The sequence below is a fragment of the Elusimicrobiota bacterium genome (assembly GCA_018816525.1).
Taxonomy (GTDB): Bacteria; Elusimicrobiota; Endomicrobiia; order CG1-02-37-114; family XYA2-FULL-39-19; genus OXYB2-FULL-48-7.
The window spans coordinates 42,398-66,580 of sequence record JAHIVV010000012.1 but is presented as its reverse complement, the minus strand read 5'-3'; the positions used below and the strand labels follow the sequence as shown (position 1 = coordinate 66,580).

At 40.5% G+C, this 24,183-nt stretch carries 26 protein-coding genes and 1 riboswitch; of the genes, 6 read left to right on the top strand and 20 right to left on the bottom strand.

Annotated elements, in window-relative coordinates:
• On the bottom strand, positions 1–2,221 hold a 2,221-nt coding region (locus tag KKH91_01645), incomplete at its 3' end, for a hypothetical protein (protein MBU0951519.1).
• 134 nt (positions 2,222–2,355) lie between these two features.
• Positions 2,356–2,453, bottom strand: a riboswitch (cyclic di-GMP riboswitch).
• Positions 2,454–2,664: 211 nt separating this feature from the next.
• On the opposite strand from KKH91_01645, the gene KKH91_01640 reads away from it, so the two are divergent.
• The 3 genes from KKH91_01640 (at position 2,665) to KKH91_01630 (ending at position 4,844) form a co-directional block, all read left to right on the top strand.
• Positions 2,665–3,444: a TPM domain-containing protein gene (locus tag KKH91_01640; GenBank protein MBU0951518.1), complete on the top strand. Its 780-nt coding sequence runs from the start codon at positions 2,665–2,667 to the stop codon at positions 3,442–3,444.
• 68 nt (positions 3,445–3,512) lie between these two features.
• A complete protein-coding gene (locus KKH91_01635; GenBank protein MBU0951517.1) occupies positions 3,513–4,226 on the top strand; it encodes a nucleotidyltransferase domain-containing protein in 714 nt (237 codons plus the stop codon).
• A 51-nt stretch (positions 4,227–4,277) separates the two neighbouring features.
• Positions 4,278–4,844 carry a LemA family protein gene (locus KKH91_01630; protein ID MBU0951516.1) on the top strand — a complete coding sequence of 189 codons (567 nt, stop codon included), beginning with the start codon at positions 4,278–4,280 and terminating at the stop codon, positions 4,842–4,844.
• 65 nt (positions 4,845–4,909) lie between these two features.
• Here the strand turns inward: KKH91_01630 and KKH91_01625 are convergent, their stop codons facing one another.
• The 14 genes from KKH91_01625 to KKH91_01560 all read right to left on the bottom strand — a co-directional run bounded on the left by KKH91_01625 (position 4,910) and on the right by KKH91_01560 (position 17,870).
• Positions 4,910–5,653: a UPF0280 family protein gene (locus KKH91_01625; protein ID MBU0951515.1), complete on the bottom strand. Its 744-nt coding sequence runs from the start codon at positions 5,651–5,653 to the stop codon at positions 4,910–4,912.
• A 4-nt stretch (positions 5,654–5,657) separates the two neighbouring features.
• Entirely contained in the window at positions 5,658–6,065 is a 408-nt protein-coding gene (locus KKH91_01620) for a 4Fe-4S binding protein (protein ID MBU0951514.1), read from the bottom strand.
• Positions 6,066–6,073: 8 nt separating this feature from the next.
• A complete protein-coding gene (locus KKH91_01615; GenBank protein ID MBU0951513.1) occupies positions 6,074–7,285 on the bottom strand; it encodes a homocysteine biosynthesis protein in 1,212 nt (403 codons plus the stop codon).
• A 129-nt stretch (positions 7,286–7,414) separates the two neighbouring features.
• Positions 7,415–8,608 (bottom strand): DUF401 family protein, encoded by a 1,194-nt coding sequence (locus KKH91_01610; protein MBU0951512.1) that lies wholly within the window; start codon positions 8,606–8,608, stop codon positions 7,415–7,417.
• A 62-nt stretch (positions 8,609–8,670) separates the two neighbouring features.
• The gene (locus KKH91_01605) at positions 8,671–10,035 is read right to left on the bottom strand and encodes a DEAD/DEAH box helicase (protein ID MBU0951511.1); all 1,365 of its coding nucleotides are present in this window, start codon (positions 10,033–10,035) and stop codon (positions 8,671–8,673) included.
• Between the two features lie 104 nt (positions 10,036–10,139).
• Complete coding sequence (locus KKH91_01600; GenBank protein ID MBU0951510.1) at positions 10,140–11,195, bottom strand: polysaccharide deacetylase family protein; 1,056 nt, start codon at positions 11,193–11,195, stop codon at positions 10,140–10,142.
• Complete coding sequence (locus KKH91_01595; GenBank protein MBU0951509.1) at positions 11,195–12,523, bottom strand: MFS transporter; 1,329 nt, start codon at positions 12,521–12,523, stop codon at positions 11,195–11,197. Before KKH91_01595 ends, KKH91_01600 begins: the two co-directional genes overlap by 1 nt.
• On the bottom strand, positions 12,524–13,981 hold the full coding sequence (mnmE, locus tag KKH91_01590) for a tRNA uridine-5-carboxymethylaminomethyl(34) synthesis GTPase MnmE (GenBank protein ID MBU0951508.1): 1,458 nt from the start codon (positions 13,979–13,981) through the stop codon (positions 12,524–12,526).
• 15 nt (positions 13,982–13,996) lie between these two features.
• Positions 13,997–14,677: a Jag N-terminal domain-containing protein gene (locus KKH91_01585; GenBank protein ID MBU0951507.1), complete on the bottom strand. Its 681-nt coding sequence runs from the start codon at positions 14,675–14,677 to the stop codon at positions 13,997–13,999.
• A 16-nt stretch (positions 14,678–14,693) separates the two neighbouring features.
• Positions 14,694–16,277: a membrane protein insertase YidC gene (gene yidC / locus KKH91_01580; GenBank protein ID MBU0951506.1), complete on the bottom strand. Its 1,584-nt coding sequence runs from the start codon at positions 16,275–16,277 to the stop codon at positions 14,694–14,696.
• A complete protein-coding gene (yidD, locus tag KKH91_01575) occupies positions 16,262–16,486 on the bottom strand; it encodes a membrane protein insertion efficiency factor YidD (protein ID MBU0951505.1) in 225 nt (74 codons plus the stop codon). The genes yidC and yidD overlap by 16 nt, the downstream gene beginning before the upstream one ends.
• 23 nt (positions 16,487–16,509) lie before the next feature.
• The gene (rnpA, locus tag KKH91_01570) at positions 16,510–16,893 is read right to left on the bottom strand and encodes a ribonuclease P protein component (GenBank protein ID MBU0951504.1); all 384 of its coding nucleotides are present in this window, start codon (positions 16,891–16,893) and stop codon (positions 16,510–16,512) included.
• A gap of 12 nt (positions 16,894–16,905) precedes the next feature.
• Complete coding sequence (gene rpmH / locus KKH91_01565) at positions 16,906–17,046, bottom strand: 50S ribosomal protein L34 (GenBank protein ID MBU0951503.1); 141 nt, start codon at positions 17,044–17,046, stop codon at positions 16,906–16,908.
• Between the two features lie 35 nt (positions 17,047–17,081).
• Positions 17,082–17,870: a TatD family hydrolase gene (locus KKH91_01560; protein MBU0951502.1), complete on the bottom strand. Its 789-nt coding sequence runs from the start codon at positions 17,868–17,870 to the stop codon at positions 17,082–17,084.
• A gap of 508 nt (positions 17,871–18,378) precedes the next feature.
• Here KKH91_01560 and KKH91_01555 point away from each other — a divergent pair.
• The 3 genes from KKH91_01555 to KKH91_01545 are packed head-to-tail and all read left to right on the top strand — an operon-like array spanning position 18,379 to position 20,445.
• Positions 18,379–19,356: a M23 family metallopeptidase gene (locus KKH91_01555; protein ID MBU0951501.1), complete on the top strand. Its 978-nt coding sequence runs from the start codon at positions 18,379–18,381 to the stop codon at positions 19,354–19,356.
• Positions 19,346–19,732, top strand: a complete 387-nt coding sequence (locus KKH91_01550; protein MBU0951500.1) for a polymer-forming cytoskeletal protein — start codon at positions 19,346–19,348, stop codon at positions 19,730–19,732. Before KKH91_01555 ends, KKH91_01550 begins: the two co-directional genes overlap by 11 nt.
• Positions 19,733–19,755: 23 nt before the next feature.
• Positions 19,756–20,445, top strand: coding sequence for a SurA N-terminal domain-containing protein (locus tag KKH91_01545; GenBank protein ID MBU0951499.1), 690 nt, complete (start codon positions 19,756–19,758; stop codon positions 20,443–20,445).
• On the opposite strand, the gene maf is transcribed toward KKH91_01545, so the two are convergent.
• The 5 genes from maf to KKH91_01520 are packed head-to-tail and all read right to left on the bottom strand — an operon-like array spanning position 20,424 to position 24,182.
• A complete protein-coding gene (gene maf / locus KKH91_01540; GenBank protein MBU0951498.1) occupies positions 20,424–20,981 on the bottom strand; it encodes a septum formation protein Maf in 558 nt (185 codons plus the stop codon). The two genes, KKH91_01545 and maf, sit on opposite strands and share 22 nt — an antisense overlap.
• Positions 20,981–21,253, bottom strand: a complete 273-nt coding sequence (locus KKH91_01535) for a DUF4321 domain-containing protein (protein MBU0951497.1) — start codon at positions 21,251–21,253, stop codon at positions 20,981–20,983. The genes maf and KKH91_01535 overlap by 1 nt, the downstream gene beginning before the upstream one ends.
• A 27-nt stretch (positions 21,254–21,280) precedes the next feature.
• A complete protein-coding gene (gene amrS / locus KKH91_01530) occupies positions 21,281–22,144 on the bottom strand; it encodes an AmmeMemoRadiSam system radical SAM enzyme (protein MBU0951496.1) in 864 nt (287 codons plus the stop codon).
• On the bottom strand, positions 22,141–23,022 hold the full coding sequence (locus KKH91_01525; protein ID MBU0951495.1) for a lysophospholipid acyltransferase family protein: 882 nt from the start codon (positions 23,020–23,022) through the stop codon (positions 22,141–22,143). Before KKH91_01525 ends, amrS begins: the two co-directional genes overlap by 4 nt.
• Positions 23,019–24,182, bottom strand: a complete 1,164-nt coding sequence (locus KKH91_01520) for a DUF362 domain-containing protein (GenBank protein MBU0951494.1) — start codon at positions 24,180–24,182, stop codon at positions 23,019–23,021. Before KKH91_01520 ends, KKH91_01525 begins: the two co-directional genes overlap by 4 nt.
• Position 24,183 lies beyond the last annotated feature (1 nt).

The window sequence follows — 24,183 nt, the reverse complement described above, 5'->3', positions numbered from 1 at the left end:
TAGAGGCGCTTTCTCCACTGGTGCTATACGCAACTGCATAGCGGGTGTAATTGGTGTTTGCAACAAGTTTCGTTTCTACCCAGTAAGTCGCGCCGGCGGATAAATCAGCAATGGTCCCGCCGGTTGATGTTTTTACCCTGAAACCTGTTTCATTATTTGAATTATCCTTCCAGGACCAGATAATAGAAGCAGAGGATAATGCCATACCTTGAAAATTTGATGGTGAAGCAGGCAAGTCTCCCGTAGCCGCAGAACAGTCATATTCTACCCAGTTGGTTACCGTGGTTCCTACTGTTGGTATTGTCCAACTGGCATCAGACACGGCCCCTGCAGGATAGGTATTCTCTGCAGTATGATTACCTGTAGTGTCAGTATAATTAAATCTCACTGACAGAGGAGAATTCACTGCGCTTTCATAAACAAGATATACTTCCGCTCTCTTGTATTCCCTTTCTCCATTATTAGAAAACCGGACTCTGACACTATCGGCATTTTTAGATGAAATATCTTTATTACCATAGTAAAAACTGGTTGATAGAAAATCACTCGGTTCCCAACCTCTGCGAACTATCTGCCAGTTGTCAACTATTGACTCCCAGCTCGTACCATTGTTTACGGAATAATCTATTTTATAAATACAAGAGGTGTTTGGTGGAACCCCTGACCCTACCAGCGCAGAAGCATAGACTTCAAGTATCTTTTCTCCGTGCGGCGTAGGAATTTCCATGGTTATTCCTGAAGTGTTAAAACCGCCGCTGATTATATATTTCTGCGCCTGCTTCCTGCCAGGACCAGCATTAAAAACCGCTTTACCCGACGCCTGGTATGTAAGCGTTGAACCATTGTCCTTTAGATGCGGTATTAGCCGCTCGTTACACTGGGTAACGGTCTTTATTGTAAGATTTTTACTTTTTAAGTTATTAGCGGCTGTGTTAAACCGCAAAAAATATGAGTGGTTGCCTTTTACATAATCTGTTAAATCCAAACTATTTGAAAGGGTCTGGGCTGAGGCCCAGCTATTTCCATTGTCAGAAGAAACCTGGACAGTGCAACCAACAGTGCTGCCTGTAATTACTAAACCTTCCGTGGCGCCTGCATAATCAACCATAAATGGATATAAATCACCGCTATCGTTTTGATTCCTGCGTGCCAGCGCAGGCCTCCCTCCGATAACATACGGCGTGCAAAAATAAAAAGTTACAGAACCTGTATCTTCGCTGATTACCCCTTCTTTGTAAGAATCATCAGAAAAATTTGGAGTATATGTATAAACACCGTTACCATATATTCCTCTTGAATAATCACTGCCAGTACCGGAAGTTGCCCTGTACATCTTATCCGGCTGGTTGCACCAGGTGGCATCCCTGACAGGCCCCCTACCCACGCCAGCCAATACTTGATTATAACCAAAAAAAACATATGTGTTGCCATCAGCTAAACCAGGTTTAAGATACCTCCTTAATTTCTCACCGCTTCTTAACTCTACCACCGGAGGAACGCTCGGGTAGCCACTGCAATATCCTACAAAATTGATACTGTACCAACTTGACATACTGTTTTTATACCAACCTTGATTTGCATTGGGCGCTGCATTAGAGGAATACTTTGAATAATTATTGTAATTAGTACCGCTACTTTGTTGATCTTCATAAACAACTTTGTGCAGACCAAGCATATAAGTATAAGTGGACGTATCAAAAACAACGGTGCCCTGATCACAATTCATTACTGCCCAGTTGCCTGAACCATAACCCGTGCCTGTTAACCATACCTCAAAAGACGAGTGTCCACCAACTGCGGTTTGCCTGGCCCTGCAGTGGCCTAATTTATATTCCATTTCTGCAGTCATCTGGTTATGGCCTGGCGCGCATTCACCGTGTCCATAAGCAAAAAGCCCTTTCCAGTAATCATCATTAAAATGGGGAGTGGCGCCAACAGTAGTATAACCCAGGTCCTCGTGACCTTCAAAAGCGTGATAGTAATATATGTTTCTGAAAAACCAGGAAGCCACCGCCTTATCCTGGTCAGACACTGTTGTTCTTCCTGTTGTCCTCGTGTATATTTGTGACTGAAAAGCAAAAAGACGGTCAAAGGTAGAACAAGCCAATTCGCCGGGATACCACGAATGGTCACTCTTCATCTGCACATCACCCACCCTGCCTGAAACCTGCGCGCAGAAAAGAAATAACTGTACCAGCAAAATAAAAATTCTGGTTTTCATAAAAATTACCTATTCTCCTAATAGTTCCTTCTAGTGCTTTTCTCTCCCTTCCGCCTATAACACTCCTAATACGTATATAGTCTGTTTTATTAGGTTTGTCAACAGAAATTTAAAAGGAAAGCGCTTCCAGCATTCTCGACAGTCCGGCGAGCATAGGTCTGATTCTAAATCATTTACCTTTAGTCCTGTAACTTTGCGTCTCCCATTTTCATGGGATTTGCCATTTCGGATCTTCTTGAAATGAAAAAATTTAATCAAAAAAACAGTAAAACCATCTGTTTGAACAGTACAACAAAAAAAGCCTTATTAAAAGCTTGCATATTGTAAGTATAGTATGGCTTTTCAAAAAAGTCAAGGGTTTTTTTAGAGGGTTTTTTAGATACCACAAATGTACGGTATCGGGTGAGTTGACTACAATCAAATAATACTGTAGAATAGTGCGAATGAGAAAATATTTGTTGGCTTATACATTTTTATTATCTTTAACAGCTTCAGCTTTCCCACAAAGCTGCGTTTTAGATACACCCCGCCCGCAGGGCTGGGTATCCGATTTCGCCCAGATAATACCTTCTGAAACACAATTACAAATCAATAAAATTGCGGCCGAAATCGAACAAAAAACTTCCGCAGAAGTTGCGGTAGTAACGGTTAAAAATCTTAACGGCCTCGCTATTGAAGACTATTCCGTAAAATTATTTGAAAAGTGGAAAATAGGGAAGAAAGATAAAAATAACGGCATTCTTTTCCTTATAGCGTCAGAAGACCGGAAATTGCGCATTGAAGTTGGTTACGGGCTGGAAGGAGCTTTACCGGATGGGCTCTGCGGTGAAATCCTGGACAAGGCTGTTATTCCCTTCTTTAAACAGGGTGATACCGGACAAGGAATATTGGGAGGCGTTTACGGAATAGCCTTGCTAGTAGCAAAAGAATACAATGTTGATCTTAGTAACGGTTTAATACCTGAAAACACCGCAATCCCAACTCTTGCTCAAAATAGTTATCCCCCGCTCAAATTAGGTTTAGCAAACATTATTTTTATCGCAATAATATTTCTTATCCTGCTTTACCTGATGATTTTTCACCCTGGGCTGTTTTTTTTCCTGCTGCTTAACGTGCTATTTTCCGGAGGAAGAGGCGGTGGCGGAGGATTCGGCGGAGGAGGCGGCTGGGGAGGATTCGGCGGAGGCTCAAGCGGTGGCGGTGGAGCATCGAGAGGCTGGTAAAAACATGGAGGGGAAAATATACCCAATAGTCTTCCAAGCGACTGGCATTGGGTATGAAAGAGGTGACAATGGAACTTACAAAATTTGTTGAAGAACTAAAAAACACACTGGGTTCAAACCTAAAATCAATAGTACTTTACGGGTCCCAGGCAAGCGGAGAGGCGGTAAAAAAACGTTCTGACTATAATTTACTGCTTACATTGGAAAATTTTGGATTTACTGAACTAAAATTACTTCAAAAACCTGTGAACAAGTGGATAAAAAGCAATAATTCTGTACCAGTCATCTTTACCTGCAATCAATTCGAGGAATCATTTGACGTTTTTCCCATAGAATTCCTCGATATGAAAGAGCATCACAAAATCCTTTACGGCGAAAACCCCTTTGTTAACATGGAAATTGTTTCTTCAAACCTGCGCCATGAGTGCGAACACGAGCTTAAAAGCAAATACCTCAAACTTTGCCAAGAGTTTATGGCAACTAAAGGCAAACAATCAGAAATCAAAGAATTGTTGATAAACTCAATTTCAACTTTTCTTGTTCTTTTCAGGAATGTCCTACGCTTAACCGGCCAGGTACCGCCGCCGAAAAAAATTGACGCTTTAAGCATGTTATCCAAGCAGGTAAGAATTAATACTGAACCTTTTATAACTGTTTCTAAAATTAAGGAAGGCGACAAGGCGGCACAAAAAGTTGAGATAGAAGTTTTGTTCAACTCTTATTTAAATGAGATTGAAAAAGTTATTGATTTTGTAGGTAGTTTTATGGTACCCCGAAAATAATTTGAAAGGATTTTCAGGGTTTCGTCCGACTCAAAAATACTGGAGGATAAAATGAAACAAGTGTGGATTGTTTTAGGAGTGATTGTAGGCGTTGTAGTAATTGTCGGCGGGATGTACGCTTCTTATTTTAATAAGTTTGTAACGCTTAACGAAAGCATCAACGCATCCTGGGCCCAGGTAGAAAACCAGTACCAGAGAAGGCTTGACCTTATACCGAACCTGATAAACACGGTAAAAGGCTATGCAAAACATGAAAATGAAATATTCACGCGCGTTGCAGAAGCCAGGGCAAAATTAATCGGCGCAAAAACAACCAATGACAAAGTAAAAGCTACCGGCGAACTGGACAGCGCGGTTTCCCGCCTGCTAATGATTGCGGAAAATTATCCTCAATTAAAGGCAAACGAGAATTTCATCAGATTGCAGGACTCTCTTGAAGGAACTGAAAACAGGATTTCCGTTGAAAGACAAAGATACAATGAAGTTGTCCGGATTTACAATATTTTAGTTCAGCGTTTTCCAAGCAATATAGTTGCTTCTATGGGCGGCTTCCAAAAGAAGGATGCTTACTTTAAAGCGGAAGAAGTTGCTAAAACAGTTCCAAAAGTATCATTCTAACTTTAATAAATGATTATCGATTTTCATGTACATTTTTTCCCGGATAGCATTGCTAAAGCTACCCTCTAACAAACTGTAATTTTTACCTCGCCCCAGGCGCCCAGTTTGTCGTTCTTGATAATAATGACGCCTTTAATTCCTTTAATTGTTTTGGCAAGGTCCAATCCCTTTGGTATATCGGATACTTCATTGATTGCATTGCCTACGGTTGTGGCCGCAGCGTCAGCCAAGATAGCTGAACGCGCAACAATTATAACTGCGTCCGCTTTGCCGAAACTTAAACTGGGTCCCACGGTTCCAGAAGAAGCGCAGATCCCAAGCGGGGTCTTTTCCGGAAGGATTTCAAGTGCAATTTTTTTTGTAAATACTGAACTGCCGGCATAAACTCCTACCAGCCTTTTTTTATTCGTCTTGATAAAAATATCTCCCCCGTTTTCTACAATCACTTCATCGCAATAGGCGAGCAAATCATTGCCTGCATACTGCGCAATAGCCCCGGCAACAGATGCCATAGGGCCTACATTGCAGGTTTTTGCGCACTCAATCATATCTTTGATTATTGAGGGGGCATCTTTTTCCAGGGTAACCGGCGCCAGCGCTTTTAAAAATTCAGGATGGCGGGAAATATATTTCTCGATTGACCGGCGGTATTTCAGAATTGAATTTATGGCTTTTTTCTGAAGGTTTTTTTTAGCGGAACTAACGCGGATAAAAAGGTCGGTTTCCTTAACTATTGCTTCAAAAGAGGCTAAATCGCTTTCGGTTTCCGAAAGCGTCCAATCGCGGTAAAAACGGGGTTCATAAACCATGGCTTTAATAATGCATTTCCATAGCGCGGACCGGGCAGATAGGTATGCAAAGTTCGCAGGCTATACACTTTTTCTCATCGAAAATAATTTTTCTGCTTTTGGTTTCTACTATTAATGCTTCCGCTGGGCAGGCTACAACACAGGCCCCGCAATGGGTACATTTTTTTTCATTGCGGATTATATCATGCTTAAAAGGCTGTATGGTTACGTTTAAGCCTTTCAGATAATCCATTGCTTTATTGTAATTCTTGCGGTCGCCGATCAGCTCAAGAACTAACACCCCTTCTTCATTGGGTGTTACTGACGCTTTTAAAATATTAAAATCAAGATGGAACTCTTTGACAAGCTTGCTTACTATCGGCTTATCAACCAGTTTTGTGGGATATCTCATTATGACTCTTTTTGTGAACATCGGATACCTTATCCTTTTGCCCCGAGCCTCTCATGCATGGCCTTAAAAGTGGTGATTGAATCAGGCCCAGGCAGAGGCGCGACAGGTTCTGAAAGAAAAAATTGCTTTTTCACAATCCAGTCTTTCAAGACTTCCGCAATTTCTCTGGCTTTTGAATAACTTGAAAGCGACCCTGAGGGGACTTCTTTTCCCTGGACAGTTATTTTGCCTGATTTTAATTGCGCATAAGAAACTTCGCCGAGATTTCCGGGAATCATTTTCGGGTAATTTTCGCTGTAATCTACAACCGGGGCAAATATAGCGTCATCTTTGACAGCAGTGTATTTTGCCATTTCTTCATTTAGGATCGGAATCGGTATTCCGACGCCGACATTTAAAGTAGCGCCGTAGCCCTGAAAACTTGCCCCAACGAGCCATCCGGATTTCATTTGTTTTAAATCCCCTATCAGCGCAAGCGTTCCGGCAGGCACGCAGGGAGTACCGTTTTCTTTTCGTTTTACGTGAGGATTATGCTGGGTGCCGTTCCATGCTACATAACCGATACCGCCGCCCAAAAACAACCTTGTTCCTATGCCGATAGTTTTAAAAAGAGGGTCATTTAAAAGCGGCGACAACTGGCCGGCGCTGCAATAATTTGCATTACCCAATTTTGGCCGCAGAGTCCCCATGTAGGTGTAAATAACTTTATCCGAAAGGTTTACTGCTACATTGTAATTTTGATAAGCATTTCTCGGATTGAACAATACTGCTTCATTAACGTCTTTTATATTTACAAGGGTTTCAAGTTTTTTTCTGGGGTAGCAATCTGTGCCATAAGCCATAGCAACAAGCCGTATGTCTTTACCTGCAACAAATTCTTCTATAACATGGCCGCCGCCATACCTGAAATCGCCGGGATAATCCGCATTTCTCGGGTCAAAATCCGGCGTTTGGGTGCAACCCAGGTAAATATCAACTGCGGCGAAACCGCAATATGCCGGAACGTCATTTAAATAACAGCTCCCGCCTCCTATTTTTATTCTTGGTTTTGAATGCCCCAGATTTAAATACATGCCGCTGGAACACATGGGCCCGAAAGTGCCTGTTGTGACCACATCCACTTCCTGAGCTGCTTTAGCGGCGCCTTTTTGTTCCACGATATCTATCATTTCTTCAGCGGTAACTATAACAGCCTGGCCTTTCTTGATTTTTTCGTTTATTTCATCGATTGTTTTACTCATAATTTATAAGCCTTTTTTGCCAATCTATAGGCAGTATCTTTTATCATTTCTTTTGCGTCGTTACTTGTAATAATATGCCTTGTAATTTTTTTGATATATCTACTGCTTAGCCTCCAATTATTGTTTTATTTATCCTCTGATTTTGATTATGAAAAAAGCCGCTGCCAGCATGAACAGGCACGGGATTATCAGTATTTTATAAACATCTTTCCAGGATGCGCCAAAATACTCTTTCGTCAGGACCAGGCATACATGGACGGGTGAAAGCAGGACCCCCATATAACCCGATACATAAGCCCAGGTAAGCAGGTTGTTATCTGCGCTGAGATAATTTATAAGAAGCGGAAATGAAATAGCCACAAACGCCTGCGTAATTCCCGTAATAAAACCTGTAATAAACGGGAGTAAAAACAATAATAACAAAACAGGGATTTTCCAGCTGATGAATTCCCTGGACATCTGCACTATTACCCCAGTGTCTTCCATGACGTATTTGAAAGCCATAATGCCTACTACAACGCTGATTATATTAAAATTAAAACTTTTTATAAATAGGCCATTAAGCCGGGGGATGCTTATTTTATTTACAAGCGCCATAAGAATTATGGAAATTGCCAATGAAAGAAACAGCGGAACTTTAAAAACCAGGGCCGGCACCAAAATTACAAAAAGAGGCAAGAACGCTACCAGCAGTCCTTTTATGCCGCTTGTATCATTATTTAACAAATCGGGCTTCCTGTATTTAATGCCTGTCAGGCCTACTATCGAGCCGATTATTATTGCAAAAATAGTTAAGGGAAAATTCAGGGCAAAAACTTTACCGTAGGATACGCCGAGAATCCCTGCTGAAATAATTACCCCGGGATAGGTGGGAATTGCATACTCCCAGATATGCCTGAACCAGAAGTTCTGGAAAGTCTGTTTTGCGGGTGAAACATTTTTCGCGTAAAAGGAATCCTTAACTAAAGGAGCGGATACCATCGCCCCGCCCATTATCGGAATAAGCCCGATTATTGCCGGAGGGATTACAAGCGCCACAGGCGAATCCTTTATTACATGGTTTAAATTTTTGCAAAGCGATGCTGTGCCGCCGGTCTTGCTCCAAATTTCAATGAAATAAAAAATCAGGATCATTACGACAATTAAATCAATGGTGTCGGTAGCGTAAACCGACCGGAACATAAACTTTAACACGTCAAAAAACCCTGCGCTTAAAATACCAAGCACAAAAGAACCTATTAGCAGCCCTGCGCCCAGGTCCTGCTTACGTTTAATCCATAAAATCAGAAAAAGAAGAATTAATGTTATTTTTAAAGTCGCCATAGTTATTTCGGCCCCTGATAATCAACACCGATGTTCCTGTCCGCGGGGGTTATTTATGCATTTTATCTGCGGCGCATGGAAGTCCTGGGCCTGCGGAAATTGTTTCTTAAAACAAAGGAATTAGAGGGCTGGAAAAAAGCCTCCGAAGGTATATCCGGGTGGCTGGAAACAGGCAGTGCATTTTTGATCAATCTTTCAATATTCTTTACGTCCTTATATTGCTCGCGGGTAGCAAAGGTAATTGCCTGTCCCTGCGCGCCGATGCGGCCGGTCCTGCCGATACGGTGTACATAATTTTCCGGGTCCTCTGGGATATCATAATTTATTACTAATTCAATATTTTTTACGTCAATGCCGCGGGATGCGATATCCGTTGCTACCAATATCCTGTATTTGCCTGACCTGAAACCGTCGAGCGCTTCCCTGCGCTGGCTTAACGAACGGTTTGAATGTATTTCCGCCGCCTGGCAATTTATATTCCTCAGTTTCTGGGTAATATTCCTGGCGCCGTGTTTTGTGCGCGTAAATAAAAGTATGGAGCCGGTATATTGCCTGACAATTTTTTCAAGCAGTTTCAATTTTGATTCTTTGTTTACTACAAATAATTTTTGGTCTATGTTTTCAGCTACCGTACCCGACGGCGCAATTTCAATGCTTACCGGAAGCTTCATATACCTGTTTACAATTCTTAATATTTCTGCAGGAAGCGTGGCAGAAAACAACATTGTCTGCCGGTCCTTGGTTACGCTTTGAAGCACGCGGTCTATCTGCGGAGCAAAACCCATATCCAGCATTCTGTCTGCTTCATCCAATACGACTAGGCTTACTTCTGAAAGTGTCACATTTCTTTGTTGAAGGTGGTCAAGCAAACGGCCGGGCGTGGCAATAATAATGCGCGGTTTGGCTCTTAGGGCCGAAATCTGGGCGCCCATAGGCGCCCCGCCGATAAGCACAGCTGTTTTTATGCCAAATGTATGGCCGACTTTTCTGAATACTTCATCCACCTGCAGCGCAAGTTCCCTGGTAGGAAGAAGTATAAGCCCGTTTTTTGAAATTTGCGCCAGGCGCTGGTACATAGGAATGCAAAATGCAAGAGTTTTCCCGGTACCGGTCTGGGCAACACCGATTAAATCCTTTCCTTCAAGGGCAATCGGAATAGCTTTATGCTGAATCGGTGTCGGTTCGGTAAATTTTAATTTAGCCAGGGATTCAAGAATCCTGGGCGCAATACCCAGGCCGTAAAAACTTGCCGAAGGGCCCTGAGGTTTATGTTCGACATGTTTAGGTGCGGCTGCGTGAACCGGAACTGTCGGCACATTAACCGGCTGTACAACAGGTTTTGAAGGCGTTTTGTCCTCCGGTTTTGAAAGATTGCTGAATACTTGCCCAAATCTTTGAATAATGTTTTTCTCTTTGTCTGTGTTCAATTGTTGCTCCCTTGCCGAGTTGGCATCCCGATATCTTACTTGAAGGAACAATCGGGACAAAATTTTATACCTTGATTATACTATAAGATGAAAATTATAACAAATTAACGTACCGCGTTATCCGGGTTGCACATTTCACTAAGCTGTGAAAGCGTGATAAATTTAGTGGGATATATCGCTTTTAAGTTGAGTATAACTTCCTTCAACGCTTTCCAGTAAGAATCCTGGCTGTTGGTTACTGAAAAATGGTGGCTTAACAAAAGCGGGCGGTTTTGGGTAAAACAGCGGTTTGCTTCCTGTATATATATATCAACCATTTTCTTCTGTATTTTTGATACTGGAATTTTATTCCTTTGATCATGCACGGAAAAATTGTAATCCATCAGCATCACTTTTGAATTACCTTCCTGCACAGTTCCCATGGGAAATTCAAGAAATGACACTGGCTGGCCCCCTTTGGGTATTTGTATTGTAACACGGTTAAATTTGTCAAACTCATCTTCATCCACGGACATTATTGATTTAAAGTTGAATTCCGCCAGGACCGGATAAACATATTTATTCATTGATAGTAAAGGAAAGCGGATATGGTGAACAGGTTCAGGCAGAAAACTACAGAGCTCATTGAATTCTTCAAATTCTATGCGCCAGGCAGATTCATCCCAATTTTTTGCGTCAAAATGCCCGCATAAATGAGATTCAATATCATTGCCTGATTCAATAGCTTCTAAAACATATTTTTTTCGTTTTGCCACGTCTTCTTGGGTTCCGCCGAAACCGATACGAGAATAACCCTCTTTTACCGGGTTTGTGGGTTCGTAATAAAGGGCCTTCTCTTTTTCAGGAACGAAATAGGCCGCGCTTATAAAAAATGTAAATTTTATATCGTTGGCCTTTGAAAAATTCAGAATATCCTGCCACCGGGACAATTCTTTGCAGCCGTCAAAACTTACAACAACAAATAAAGTGCCGGAAGAAAAAAACTGATTGTAAGGAAATGTTTCCATCCGGTATGAAAAATCTTCCCGAAGGGCCGAATTGCTTGAAATATCAATAACTGTATCGGTAGAAGCGTCAAGATTGAGTTCAACAGCCGCATCTTCAGCCGAAACAACAATTACGGAAATAAATAAAATGGCTATAGCAAAAAATGACTTCATTATTTCTCTTTTAACCGGTGGAACCTGAGTCCTAAAATTTCATTACTCAATTCTAACACAGGCGTTATTCCAAACACTGTTAATATTAATTTTGAATCTTCAATCTTATTGCTATGCCTTACTTCCTTGAGTGAATTAATCCCAAAAATATTGACTATTGCTCCTAGCAGGCTCGAAATGTAAAATACGTTTAAAATTTTAGAAGCGTTCATAAAAGCCGGTACATAAATTACTATAAACCCTCCCAGTAAACAGGCCAGTCCAATCAGGAGGCCGTTTGTGAAACTAAAGTAGCCTATGCATCTGGTCCTTACTGCGGGAGAAGCCGCATCAAAAATAAAATTGAATGTGCTCAGGTTAAATCCGTTCAATAAATGAACAGCGAAAATATTAACTATAAAAAGGTAATATGGATTCCCGGAGAAACACCACAAAACAGGAATTACCGGCAGAAATACAGCGCAAATCTGTAAAATTTTTACATTTCCAACCTTATCGGCAAGCTTGCCCCAGGAGGGCACGATAAGCAAACCTATGAGCGTGGATAAAGTTACAATCAATGTATAAACCGCATAAGTAAAATGAAGCTCTTTAAACATATAAACAGTGAAAAAGGGGCTTGCAATATAGGTGGCAAAATTTATTCCTGAAACAAAAAATGTAAACCTTATAAAATTGCCTTTAGGAAACCTTTTTAAAAAATCCCAGTAATTAAAAGCTTTTTCCGGAACTATTACAGGCGGGATATCATCCATTTTGCTTACAAAATACCCTGAAATAAACCTGCATACCCCTGCTATGGCGAATAAAACAAAAAAGGCAAGATAAATGTTTTTTGTCATTGCGTACAGAAAGAATCCCGCAAGCAGGCTGTTGCCTATATTGATAAAACCCATTATCCTGCCGCGCCAGGCAAAATATTTTCCATAACTGTTCTTGTCAACTGTGTCGCTCATTAAAGAATACCAGGCAGGCACGAACAAAGCTCCTGAAACGGTGTTAAATGTGACCAATACTATATAGATAAACATCGGATTTTTTTTAAAAATGAAATGAAGCACCGAAATAGCTATCCAGGATAGCGCCTGAAGCATGATACAGATAGTAATAAATCTGACCCGCCCTTTTACTTTTTCAACAATGTCTACCGATTTTAATTGAATAAAAGATCCGACTATTTGAGGAAAAGAAGTAAGCAGGCCTATCTGAAAAAAAGTCGCGCCCAGAACAAGAGCAAACGGAATTGTGTAATTTAAAGTAAACCCCGTCATTACGGAAGCAAAAAAACCATCCAAAGCAGAAAATTTTAAACTTTTTTCCTGAGCCATTTATTTCCCTACGCAAAATTTTGAAAATATTATATCCAGTATTTCTTCATTAGTGGTTTCACCGGTTATTTCACCTAAATTATCCAGCGCGCTGCGCACTGACAGCACAGTAAATTCCCCGGATTCGCCTTTTCGGACAGTTTGCGATGCACTTTTAATATTAACGCACGCTTTATTTAACGCCTCTTCCTGCCTGAGATTGACAACAAATTCGCTGTCAGCCGTATCAGGAGCGTTAGAATAAGCTTTTTCTTCAAGAATTTTATCATATATTGCATTTTCAAGCCCGGTGATACCATCCATCTTTAACGCTGAACACTCCGTAAAATATATTTTATCAAAATATGGCCTGAATTTTTCTAAAATCTCTTTTCTTTTTTGTTCCGTATTTGTAACTAAATCAGTTTTATTTAAAACAAAGATTACTTTAACCGCAGCTTTTGAAACAAGTTCCGCAATTTTAGTATCGTCGTTTGTAAGAAGGGCTGTAACATCAATTACAAAAAGAACAATGTCCGTTTTACCCAGTACATCCCTGGCTTTTTGGGTGGATATTTTTTCTATATGCTGTTCCAGCCTCTGAATTTCTATTTTACCCTCGTGTAAATAATCAGCCATTATGCCGGCTGTATCCATAATGGTAACGGGTATTCCCTGCAGGTTAAAAGTTTCCGCCACAATATCGCGTGTAGTTCCTGGCAGGGCTGTGACGATGGCCCGTTCTTTTTCAAGAACAGCGTTAAACAGGCTCGATTTGCCAACATTGGGCTTTCCTGCTATAGCGATTTTCACGCCTTCAACATATACCCTGTTTTTTTGCGAAGCAGTTATTATATTGCCGATGTCTTTTAAAATATTATTTAAGGTCTTTTCTGTTTCTTCTCCGGAGGCAAACTTTATATCTTCCTCGGAATGATCCAGTTCAACTTCAAAATTTGCAATTAAGCTGATCAATTGCGAGCGCAAACCCTTTATTTTTTGTGAAAGCCCGCCTGTAACCTGTTCAACCGCAAACCGCGCTGATTTATCAGTTTTTGCGCGGATAAGTTCGCTGACAGCTTCCGCCTGGGACAAATCTATTCTGCCGTTTAAAAATGCGCGTTTTGTAAATTCGCCGGGCCCGGCCATCCTGGCGCCGGAGGCGAGGCAAAGCTCAAGAATTTTCCTTAAAACCGCCGGCCCCCCGTGCGCAGAAATTTCAACAATATCCTCGCGGGTATAGGTTTTTGGAGCTTTCATTACGCTTAGCAGGACTTCGTCTATTTTTGTTTTACCGTCGGTTATCCAGCCGTAATTTATTGTGTGGGTTTCAAATTGGGAGGGCTTGCCGGTATTTTTTCCAGAGGTGAAAATCTTGTCCGCCAGGGAAAGCGAGCCTTTTCCGCTCAACCTGATAATACCAATGCCTCCTTCGCCCGTATTTGGCGTGGAAATAGCTACAATGGTATCATTTTCCATGTTCTAATCACACCTTCAGCCTTCTCTGGGTTTAATTACTATCCTGCGCTGTTCATCTTCGCCTTCAGAAATCGTTTCAAAATCAGGATTATCCTGAAGCAGTACATGGACATATTTGCGCAGTTGAGGAGGCATGGGAGTTAATCTGACGGGTTTGCCTGATTTTTTAGCTGTTTCCAGCGCTTCATTTACTTCTTCTTTGATTTTTTCTTTCTGCCTGACTGTATACTTGTTTACATCGACAAGAATTTTGGGGATGGATTCTATTTTTCCCCGGAATTCCTTATTGAGCATGCTCTGCAGGACTATTTCTATGGCTCTTAAAACCTTGCCGTTTTTTCCTATAAGAAGCGAACTTAATTTATTATCCTTAAACTCTACTTCTACAAGACATTCTTCCGACTGGGAAACATTTATTTCGGGTTTCTCTTCGGTAAAACTCATAAGCTGGAACATTTTATAAAGATGGTCCTTGATAGATTTCTCAAGGCGTTCATCCGCTTTTTCCTGATGGCCCCTGGGTTGTATTTTAATTCTTGCAGGTTTGGAGCCCATCAGCCCGAAAAGACCGGAAGCGCCTTCATCAATAATTTTGATATCCGCTGACTCTTTTGTTAAACCCAGCTGTTCTAAACCTTTCTTTATTGCTTCTTCGGCAGTCTTGCCTTCAAATTCAACCGCTTCAATTTTTTTCATACTATTACCTCTTTCTTTAGGCCTCTTTCGGCCTCATAACAATATATTGCCCGGCTAATGTCAGTATGCTGTTAATCAGCCAGTATAAAACCAGGCCGCTGGCAAAATTCCAGAATATTACGGTAAAAATAATCGGCATCATATACATCAAACTTTTCTGCGAGGGGTCCATCGTTGTACCGGAAGCTTTCTGCTGAAAAAACATCGCGCCCCCCATCAATAACGGCAGGACCCGGATAGGAACTCCGCTAACCGTGAAAAGCAAATCCGGAGCTGATAAATCTGTCATCCAGAAAATAAACGGGGCCTTTCTTAATTCATAAGTGTTGCTCAAGGTCTGGTATAAAGCCCAGAAAATAGGCAGCTGCAACAACATAGGCAGGCAGCCGCTCAACGGATTAACTTTATGCGATTTATACAGGTTGAGCATTTCGACATTTAATCTTTTCGGGTCTCCTTTAAACTTTGTCTGCATTTCTTTCATTTTCGGCTGTAAAATTCTCATAGCCTTTGACGCCTGGTAACTTTTCATGGTAAGCGGAAAAAGGACTATCTGCATGATGAGCGTAAGTATAATTATTGCGACACCATAGTTTTTTGTGATATCGTAAAAATAATGAAGGGAATAAAACGCTCCCTTTCCCAGCGAGCTGAAAAAACCGAAATCTACGCTCTGGTCCAGGCCGTGGCCTGTTTTTTTAAGCTCGGAATAAACTTTCGGGCCCAGGTAAAAAGACAAGCCGATGCTAACGCTTTTTCCTGCAGGTATTTTTACGGTAGAAACAAAATCAGTTTTAGGCAGTTTTCCGATAGCTGTTTTATCAATATTCACCAAAGCTTTGGAAAAACTTTCGTTTGAAAGAACGGACATTAAAAAATACCTGTTATCAATTCCTATCCAATTGTAGGCCCTGGTGTTATGGCTATCCGCTTTAAGTTTGACAATTTTTGATGATTTATCGGTAATCTTGGCAAGCCCTATAAGCCGGGTAAACGCAACTTCGCTTTTTTGGTCAGAAGGCGTGCTGCCGATTCCGGGGCCCCAGGGGATATTTAAAGGAAATACTTTTTCTTTATTGGAAAGGTTTGTCAGTTGAAACTCAAGTTTATGCAGCCCTGTTTCGGATAATTCGTAAGTTTTAATTATGCGGACATTGTCGGTAACAGCGGAGAAAATAATACTGTCCTGGGTTTGTGTGATAACATTAAAATTTAAATTGTTAAAAGTTGCAAAATTGTCCGGCACAAACGAATTATCTGCCGGATAATAAACCAGGTCTGTAAGGCAATTTCCCTTTTCTTTGACATACCAATTTTTTATTTTTGCGCCCAGGCTGTTAAAAACAACCTCAAATGAATTGAATTTAAGAACTGTATCGGTTACTTTGACCGCTTTTTGATTGCCTTTGCCCGGTACGCCAACTGCAGGCATCTGGCTTGCGTCATTTCCGGAAAGCACGCATGGCTGATCTGCCGGCTTGGTTCCTGACTGGGCTTGTGTCTGGGGCGGTAACATTTTTGCCGGCGGCGTTACCCACATCCACCAGGCTAAAATTACAAGGGTAGATAAAACTGTGGCTACTACTATTCTTTTTTCCATACTGGGTCGTAACCTCCGGGGTGCAAAGGATGGCATTTAAAGATTCTTTTTGTTCCCAAAAATATTCCCTTTGTTATTCCAGAATTTTCAATTGACTGGTAAGTATATTCGGAACAAGTCGGGTAGAATCTGCATCTGGGAAGAGGTGAAACAAAACGGACAATTATCTGGTATGCTCTAATAAGGCTTAAACAAAATGTTTTGATCATATATTTTAAAAATAAATTTCGGTTTAAAGAGTGCCCTGCTGCTCAAGCACCTTCGCGCGCTGCCACAGGTTAAATACAATATTTTGAAGCCTATCGTATTTAAAGGAAGCAAGTTTTTCCTTGGCCATGAAAACAATGTCAAAATCCTGCTTTAGGGTATGCTTATTCAGCCTGAAAATTTCCCTCAATTGGCGCTTTAGCCTGTTTCTGTCAACTGCCCTGCCCGCTTTTCGGGAAATAACCAAACCTAAACGCGTATTCTTTATTTTGCTTTCCGCAGGTTCATTGCGCTTGTAGGCGAACATCAGAATGCCGGAATTGCGCAGCGCTATTCCTTTTTTGAAAATGCGCCTGAACTCTTTATCAAAATGCAGCCTTTCCTCTTTACGGAAAGTAAACTGTTTCATAGAAAACAACTATTATTTAGGGGTAAGATTCCAGCGCCCTTTTTGTCTTCTACGGCTGAGAACATTTTTCCCGCCAGGTGTGGACATTCTTGCGAAAAAACCGTGTGTTTTTGCTCTGCGTCTTTTGTTTGGTTGAAACGTATTCTTTGGCATAGTGCTAAAGACTATACTAAAATTTTCCCTTCAGGTCAAGTTTTTAGGAATTTAAGGCCGAACAAGCGGCAGGCGTTTTGGTGAGTGATTTGAGAAAGTTCTTCTAAAGACATACCTCTTATTTGCGCTATTTTTTCGGCAGTAAACCTTACATAAGCAGGTTCATTGCGTGTTCCTCTTTTAGGCTGGGGTGTAAGGTAAGGGCAATCAGTTTCTATAAGAATCTTTTCAATCGGGGCGATTTTAACCGCTTCTCTTAAAACATCTGATTTCGGATAAGTTACCGGGCCCGTAAAAGACACATAAAACCCAAAATCTATGCATTTTTTTAGCTCATCTTCCCCGCCGGAAAAATAATGAAAAACACCGTTATTCACTTTTTCTTCCTCAACTATTTTCATTGTATCTTCCCAGGCTTCGCGGCAATGCACAATAACCGGCAAGTTTTTTTCTTTTGCTATCTTTAGTTGAGCCCTAAAAAATTCCTTTTGCAACTGTATTTCTTTTTCTTTGTCATTTTTTTCATAAAGATAGTGATAATCAAGCCCTATTTCGCCTAACGCAACTATCTTTCCAAGGCCAAGCAGAGGCATAAGTTTTTCTATATCGGCGCCCTTCATCTCAAGCGGGTGAACTCCCGCCGCGCCGTAAATAAAATCGTACTTTTTTAACAACTCAATAAAATTCCCTGGTTTATTTGCGCTGTTGCAAATATTTAAAATCTTTACCAGGCCGGCGTTTTTAGCGTTCTCAATAATTTTTTCAAAATCACCGCTGTAAACTTTATCGCTTAAATGCGCGTGCGTATCAAACAATGTAATCATATTTATTTTCCCGATTTACTATACCAAAAATAAGGAAGGTTTTCAAAAAAGAAAGGACATCTTTATTATTTCAATATTGCCAACTTTCCCATTTTCTTTTCTTTTTGACTATTTGAAACTATATATACATAAACCCCGCTGACAACTTTTTCTCCAACTTTGTTTTTAAGATTCCATTCATAATCAGAATCTCCGCTGTTCGGAATGTTTTGTAATTCGACATAACTAGTTCCCGCCTAGCTTATAAGTTTTAATTACTTCTTTTTTGGTTTTATTCTTTTTTATTACAAAACCCTTGATATTTTTTTCTTCCTTAAAAAAATACTTTAAAACCTCAACAACGCCACCTTGCTCTCCCATTTTGAAAGCTCCTTTTTAAAATTGACTTAGAAACTTTCAAAAAGTTTAACATTTTAAAAAATCAAATACTTCAACATCTTAATATCATAACAACATGTTATTAATATATCTTGACTTATTTAAGTATTCGGGTTATAATGTACAATCGATGAATAAGACACTATTGCACTTACGAAAGATACTTAAACGGGATGTAACGATCATCGTCTTACCGCATTCTACAACAAAACCGGTAAGAAAGACGTTTACGCTCTCGTTTTTGATTTTTGTAATGATGTTTTGGACAGGATTAACCATCTGGGCAACAGTAATTACAACAAACAACACCGATTATTGGCGGGTAAAACTTGACAGGGAAGTCATAAAATTTAAACTGATGTTTTTCGCCGGCGAACTGAAAAAATCCCAGGAACTTCTGGCTCAGGTGCGTGAAAAAGATGAAAAACTAAGGGACTTGCTTGACATGAAGTCAAAGAAAGCAATAGTAACCAATGACTCTATGGGCAAGGGCGGGCCGTCTCAAGAAGAAGCGGTATACCTTCAAAAATATCTTGAAAAGAAAGTCCACGAAGTATCAGTAAAAGACCTTTACCATCAAACAAAAGCTCTTCAAAAGGAAACCAAGCAAGAATTAGCAAGTGTAAAAGAAATAAACGGATTTATAGCTTACCAGCAGTTGTTATACAAAGCGACTCCTAATATCTGGCCTTGTAAACCTAACAGAATCACTTCGCCGTTCGGCTTCAGGATACATCCCATAACAGGCAGGTACGAATTTCACACCGGACTTGATATTGGCGGTGATAGAGGTTCCAAAATAGTCGCCTGTGCAAACGGAAAAGTAATTTATGCAGGCTGGTCTGCAGGTTATGGAAATCTTATCATCGTTGACCATGGTTATGGTTGCAGGACTTATTACGGGCATTTGTCAAAAATATGCATAAAAGTGGGCGATAAAGTCAGTAGAAATCAACTTATCGGGTTAATGGGCGAAACAGGTTCAACAACCGGTACTCATCTGCATTATGAAGTAAGGCTTGGCGATAAATCAGTTAATCCAACAAAATTCCTTGATGATTCATCATTCTTCGCAAAACAAAACAGGGGTGACAAAAATGTTTGGTAAAAAGAAAGAAACATCAGACAGTCTTGAAACAATAGTTGGCCCGGAAACAATTTTTCAGGGAACGATAAAATCAAAAGGTTCCATAAGAATAGACGGTAAAATTGAAGGCGGTATTTTGGAAGCTTCAAGCGTTATTATCGGCGCATCCGGACAGATTCAGGGCGATGTAAACGCAAAAAATGTTATTGTCGGCGGTAAAGTCACCGGGAATATTACCTCTACCCAGAACCTGGAAATCCAGTCAAAAGCACAGGTTTTCGGCGATATACATACTGCCCTGCTTTCAATCAGCGAAGGAGCTCTCTTTGAGGGCCACTGTGTCATGGCAGCGGAACAAAACAAGGTTATCGAGATGGACATTCCTGTCAGAAGATAAACCAACAAAGGTAAACGAATATGATGGATTGGTTAAGAAAGAACATGCGTTATATTTTTTTGATTACAATTATCGGCTTTTTTGCCGGTATGTTTGTTGGTTTTGGCAGTTACTTTTTCAGCGGCAAATCAACAAACGCTGTCGCTGTCGTCAACGGGACAACTATTCCTTTAAGAAAATATTCCCTTCTTTATAACCGCATCATGGAAGATATGCGGGATAAAAACACTGACATTACTGAAGAAGTAGTAAACAAAACACGGCAGGAAGTTGTAGATGACCTGATCCGCGAAGAAGTTTTTTACGGAGAAACAAAAAAGCACGGTATAGTAGTTACAAATAGTGAAGTAGCTGCAAATATTGCGCAGATTCCCGCCTTTCAGCAAGAGGGCAGGTTTGACCAGAGAGCTTATTTTCAGGTACTTGCTTACCGGCTTAAAATGACCCCCATGGAATTTGAAGAATCCCAGAAAAGACAGATTGCAATCGCAAAAATGCGCAATATAATCGCATCAGGTGTAAGAATTACTGAACCGGAACTTCAGCTGGAATATATGAGGCGTCATGCAGGAAACATGAAAGTATTTGAAAAAGACAGGGAAAAATTCAGCCAGGAATTACTGCAGGAAAAATCTCTTGCCTATATGAACGATTGGTACAAAAGTATTAATACGTCTCTTAAAATCAAAGTTTATACCGAAAACTTCAAATAAATTGCCCTTTTGATTTTTTTTACCGGTAACCCAACCACATTATCGTAATCACCGTAAATTTTTTCTACAAAACAATCATCTTTTTCCTGTACGGCATAAGCTCCGGCTTTATCCTGGTGCTTTGAGGAAAGGCTTTTTATTCTTTCCCGGGAAAGCCTGTGCATTTTTACTTTAGTAACATCATAATCGATAACCGCTTTGCCTGTAGCGCAATCAATTAAAGCAAATCCGCTATAGACACTGTGAGTAGAACCGTTTAATTTGTTCAATATTCTGATTGCATCTGATGAGTTTTTTGGCTTGCCTATTATTTCCCTGTTTAACACAACAATAGTATCTACGCCAAGCGCAAGGCCCTTAGAAAAGCATTTCGTGCCGTCTAAAGCCTTAAGCAGGGCTAGTTTCTTTACAAGCTTTATTGGATCATTTATTTTGATGTTTTCATCAACATCTGGTTGGTATACAATGTAAGGAAGCCTGAACTTTTTTACAAGTTCCTTCCTCCTTTGTGATGAAGAACAGAGTATAATTCTCATTATTTGCCGCTAAAAAGCAGTCTGAACACCCAGGCTGCCACTACCATGCCTAAAACTGCCATAACATTAATTTTAACCATGCAGCCGAACGTAAGGTCAATTATGCGCAAATCAAGGTTTGTGGGAGACAATCCCGCTGAGATTTCTGTTGCGAATAAATCCCGCACCGAACCGCCTGCCGGAAAAGCGCTTTCTATAAACTTCCCCAAAAACGAACCGATTAAAGCGCCAACAATGATCACCAGCAAAAAGAAAAAAATGTTTTTTGACATAACCGTTAATCCTCCCTCCTCTTTTATTTAAATATTGCCTACATATACGTATTTCATCCGTTTTAAAGCTATTTTCTTTGCCATTTCCAGAGTTTCAACAGGCGTGGTTTTTTCTTCCATTTTATACCGGGGAAAATACCTGCTGAAATGAACCGGAATTTCCGGGCTTAAGGAACTAAGCCAATCGACAAAATCTATTATTTCATGTTCAGAGTCATTCTTGCCCGGTATGACAAGATAAGTGACTTCCAAATGTTTTCCCCTTTTGAACATTATTTCTACGGAGCGTAAAACCGGCCCTATCTCGCCCTGGCAGACACTTTTATAAAAATCATTTTTAAACGCTTTTACGTCGATATTTGCCGCATCAATAAACGGAAGCAGATTTTCCCAAGGCTGCTCATTAACAAAACCGTTGGTAACCAGCACATTTTTCATATTTTCTTTTTTAAAGAGTTTAGCTGTCTCTATTACCCACTCGTAATTAATTAACGGCTCATTATAGGTATAGGCAATTCCGATAGAATCGTATCTTTTGGCCAGCTCTAAAGCTTGTTCAGGAGATAATTCACGCAGAGTATCCTCTTGATATTCTGCCTGAGATATTTCCCAATTCTGGCAATTTGAGCACTTAAAATTACAGCCTATGGTTCCAACCGAAAGAATCTGACTACCCGGGTAAAAATGATATAAAGGCTTTTTTTCTATTGGATCCAGATTTACTGAACTGAAACCGCCATAAGTAAGGCTGTATAGTTTTCCTTCAATATTTTTCCTGATATGGCACACCCCGGCCTTATCCGGCATAATTTTGCAATTATGCGGGCACAAATTACACTGTACCAGCTTTTTCCCCTTGTCAAAGAACGAATAATAAAGTGATTCTTTCATGGGCTGGCTTTCCACCTGCGGTGCAGCCAAAAATAATGTTCCGGTTTTTCTTTAATAAATTCCTCAAATTTTTTTGTAAATTCCTGGGTTATAATAAAAATATCTTTTTTTTCATCACCTGTTAGCTTTGGCGCAATAGGCGTAAAATGCACGGTATTATGCATCCGGCCTTCATCAGGTACATTATAACCCAAAACTATAGGCGCCCCGATCCTTATAGAAAACGCTGCGGCGCCTTGAGGTGTTGAAGCCAATTTTCCGAAAAAGTCCACAAACACGCCGTCCGGGCCGGCATTCTGGTCCGAAAGCAAAGCCAGTATTTCATTGCTCCTTACGGTTTTAATCACACCTCTCAGCGCATTTTTTCTTTCTATAAGTTTAATTCCGGAATCAAGCCTGAGTTTGCTCATAAAATCTTCTACCAGTTTATTTTTTTGTTCACCGTCAATGTAGGTAATCGGATAACCATTCGCTTTTATAGCTGTGCCCATTAATTCCCAGTTTCCATAATGGCAGGCTACAAAAATCATACCCTTGCCTTTTTTCAAAGCATTTTCGATATGTTCCAAACCTACCATTGTGACATTTTTTTTTATTTCGGCGTCAGATAATCTGGGTATTCGGAGGGATTCTATCGCCATCATTAAAAAATTGCGGTAAACTTTCCTTGCTAAAGCTTTCAACTCTTTTTCGGATTTATTGTTCCCAAAAGCGATTTTTAAGTTATCCTGGGTAACTTTAACCCTTATTTTGGGTACAAAAAACACAAAATCTGCCAATATCCTTGCTAGCCCTAGAGATACGGAAAGAGGCAGCACTTTTACTGAGAATACGATAATCTGCAAAATCCAGTATTCAAAATATTGCCTTATTTTCATTTTACTAATTTGCTTGCCAGCCAGCTTAACTCTATATCTATCGAGCCATAAGTACATAACTCATGGCAGCACATGCACTTTATGCATTTTTTTATGTCAACCCTGAGGTTTTTTCCGTGCATTTCAATAGCCTTAGCCGGGCAACTTTTAACACAGGTCATGCAGCGGGTACATTTGGTTTCATTAATTTTCGGCAGGACCCAAATCAATTTGCTGACTATATTTGCAAAAATTTGAGGAAAGTATTTCAACGCAGAATTTGACGGCCTAACAAAATCAGCCTGTTTAACATTTTCAAGTTTCTCGCCAACCACTTCAATTTTTTTTATATCTGCTTCCCCTAATCCCTGTTTACCGGCTATATTAATTGCGGAAATTTCTTTTCTATTAAGTCCTATCACCATACTGCTGACTGCATCCAACGCCACATTATCACCGCCGGCAATAATAACGCCGAAATTTTTTATCCTGCCATTAGACGGGCCATTGCCGTCCATTCCTATTATGCCGTCCATTATTGCCAGTTTCGGTTTAATAACCGAAAAAATATCAACAAGTATTTGTGAAAAAACATCCGGATGAACGGCCTGCATGTGATATTCTGCTTTTTTAAGCCCCGGTACACAGCCGTATAAGTTTTTTATGGCGCCTGTGTATAAAACCATTCCGTGGGTTTTTAATTTTGGTATATTAATTACGGAGTCAAAGGAGAGGGCAACTTTTGATATATTTATCTTCGGAACACCTTTTCTATTTTTGAATTCAAAGACTTCCACACCGCCGGTTTCAAAGCTGACTATTTCAGCTCCTTCTTCCTCGCATATTTTCTTCATCCCGCAGTCAGCCCAATATTTATCCAGCAGAGCCAGCGCCCTTTTGTTGCCGGAAGAACCGACTATAGTTCCTCCGGGGCTATCACCGACAAAGGGAGTAGCTCCGGCATCTTTTACTAAACGTATTACTGCTCTCAATACTTCAGGATGCGTGGTTACAGCCAGGGCGGGCGCTTTCGGCGCAAGCAAATTCGGTTTAAGAAGGACTCTTTCGCCTTTCTTAATGAATTTTTCAATCCCGCCGGCAAGCAAAACAGCTTCCCGGACGGCTTTTTCAACCTTTTGGGCGTTATAATCGGAACATCTTACTATGGAAATTTTACTCATA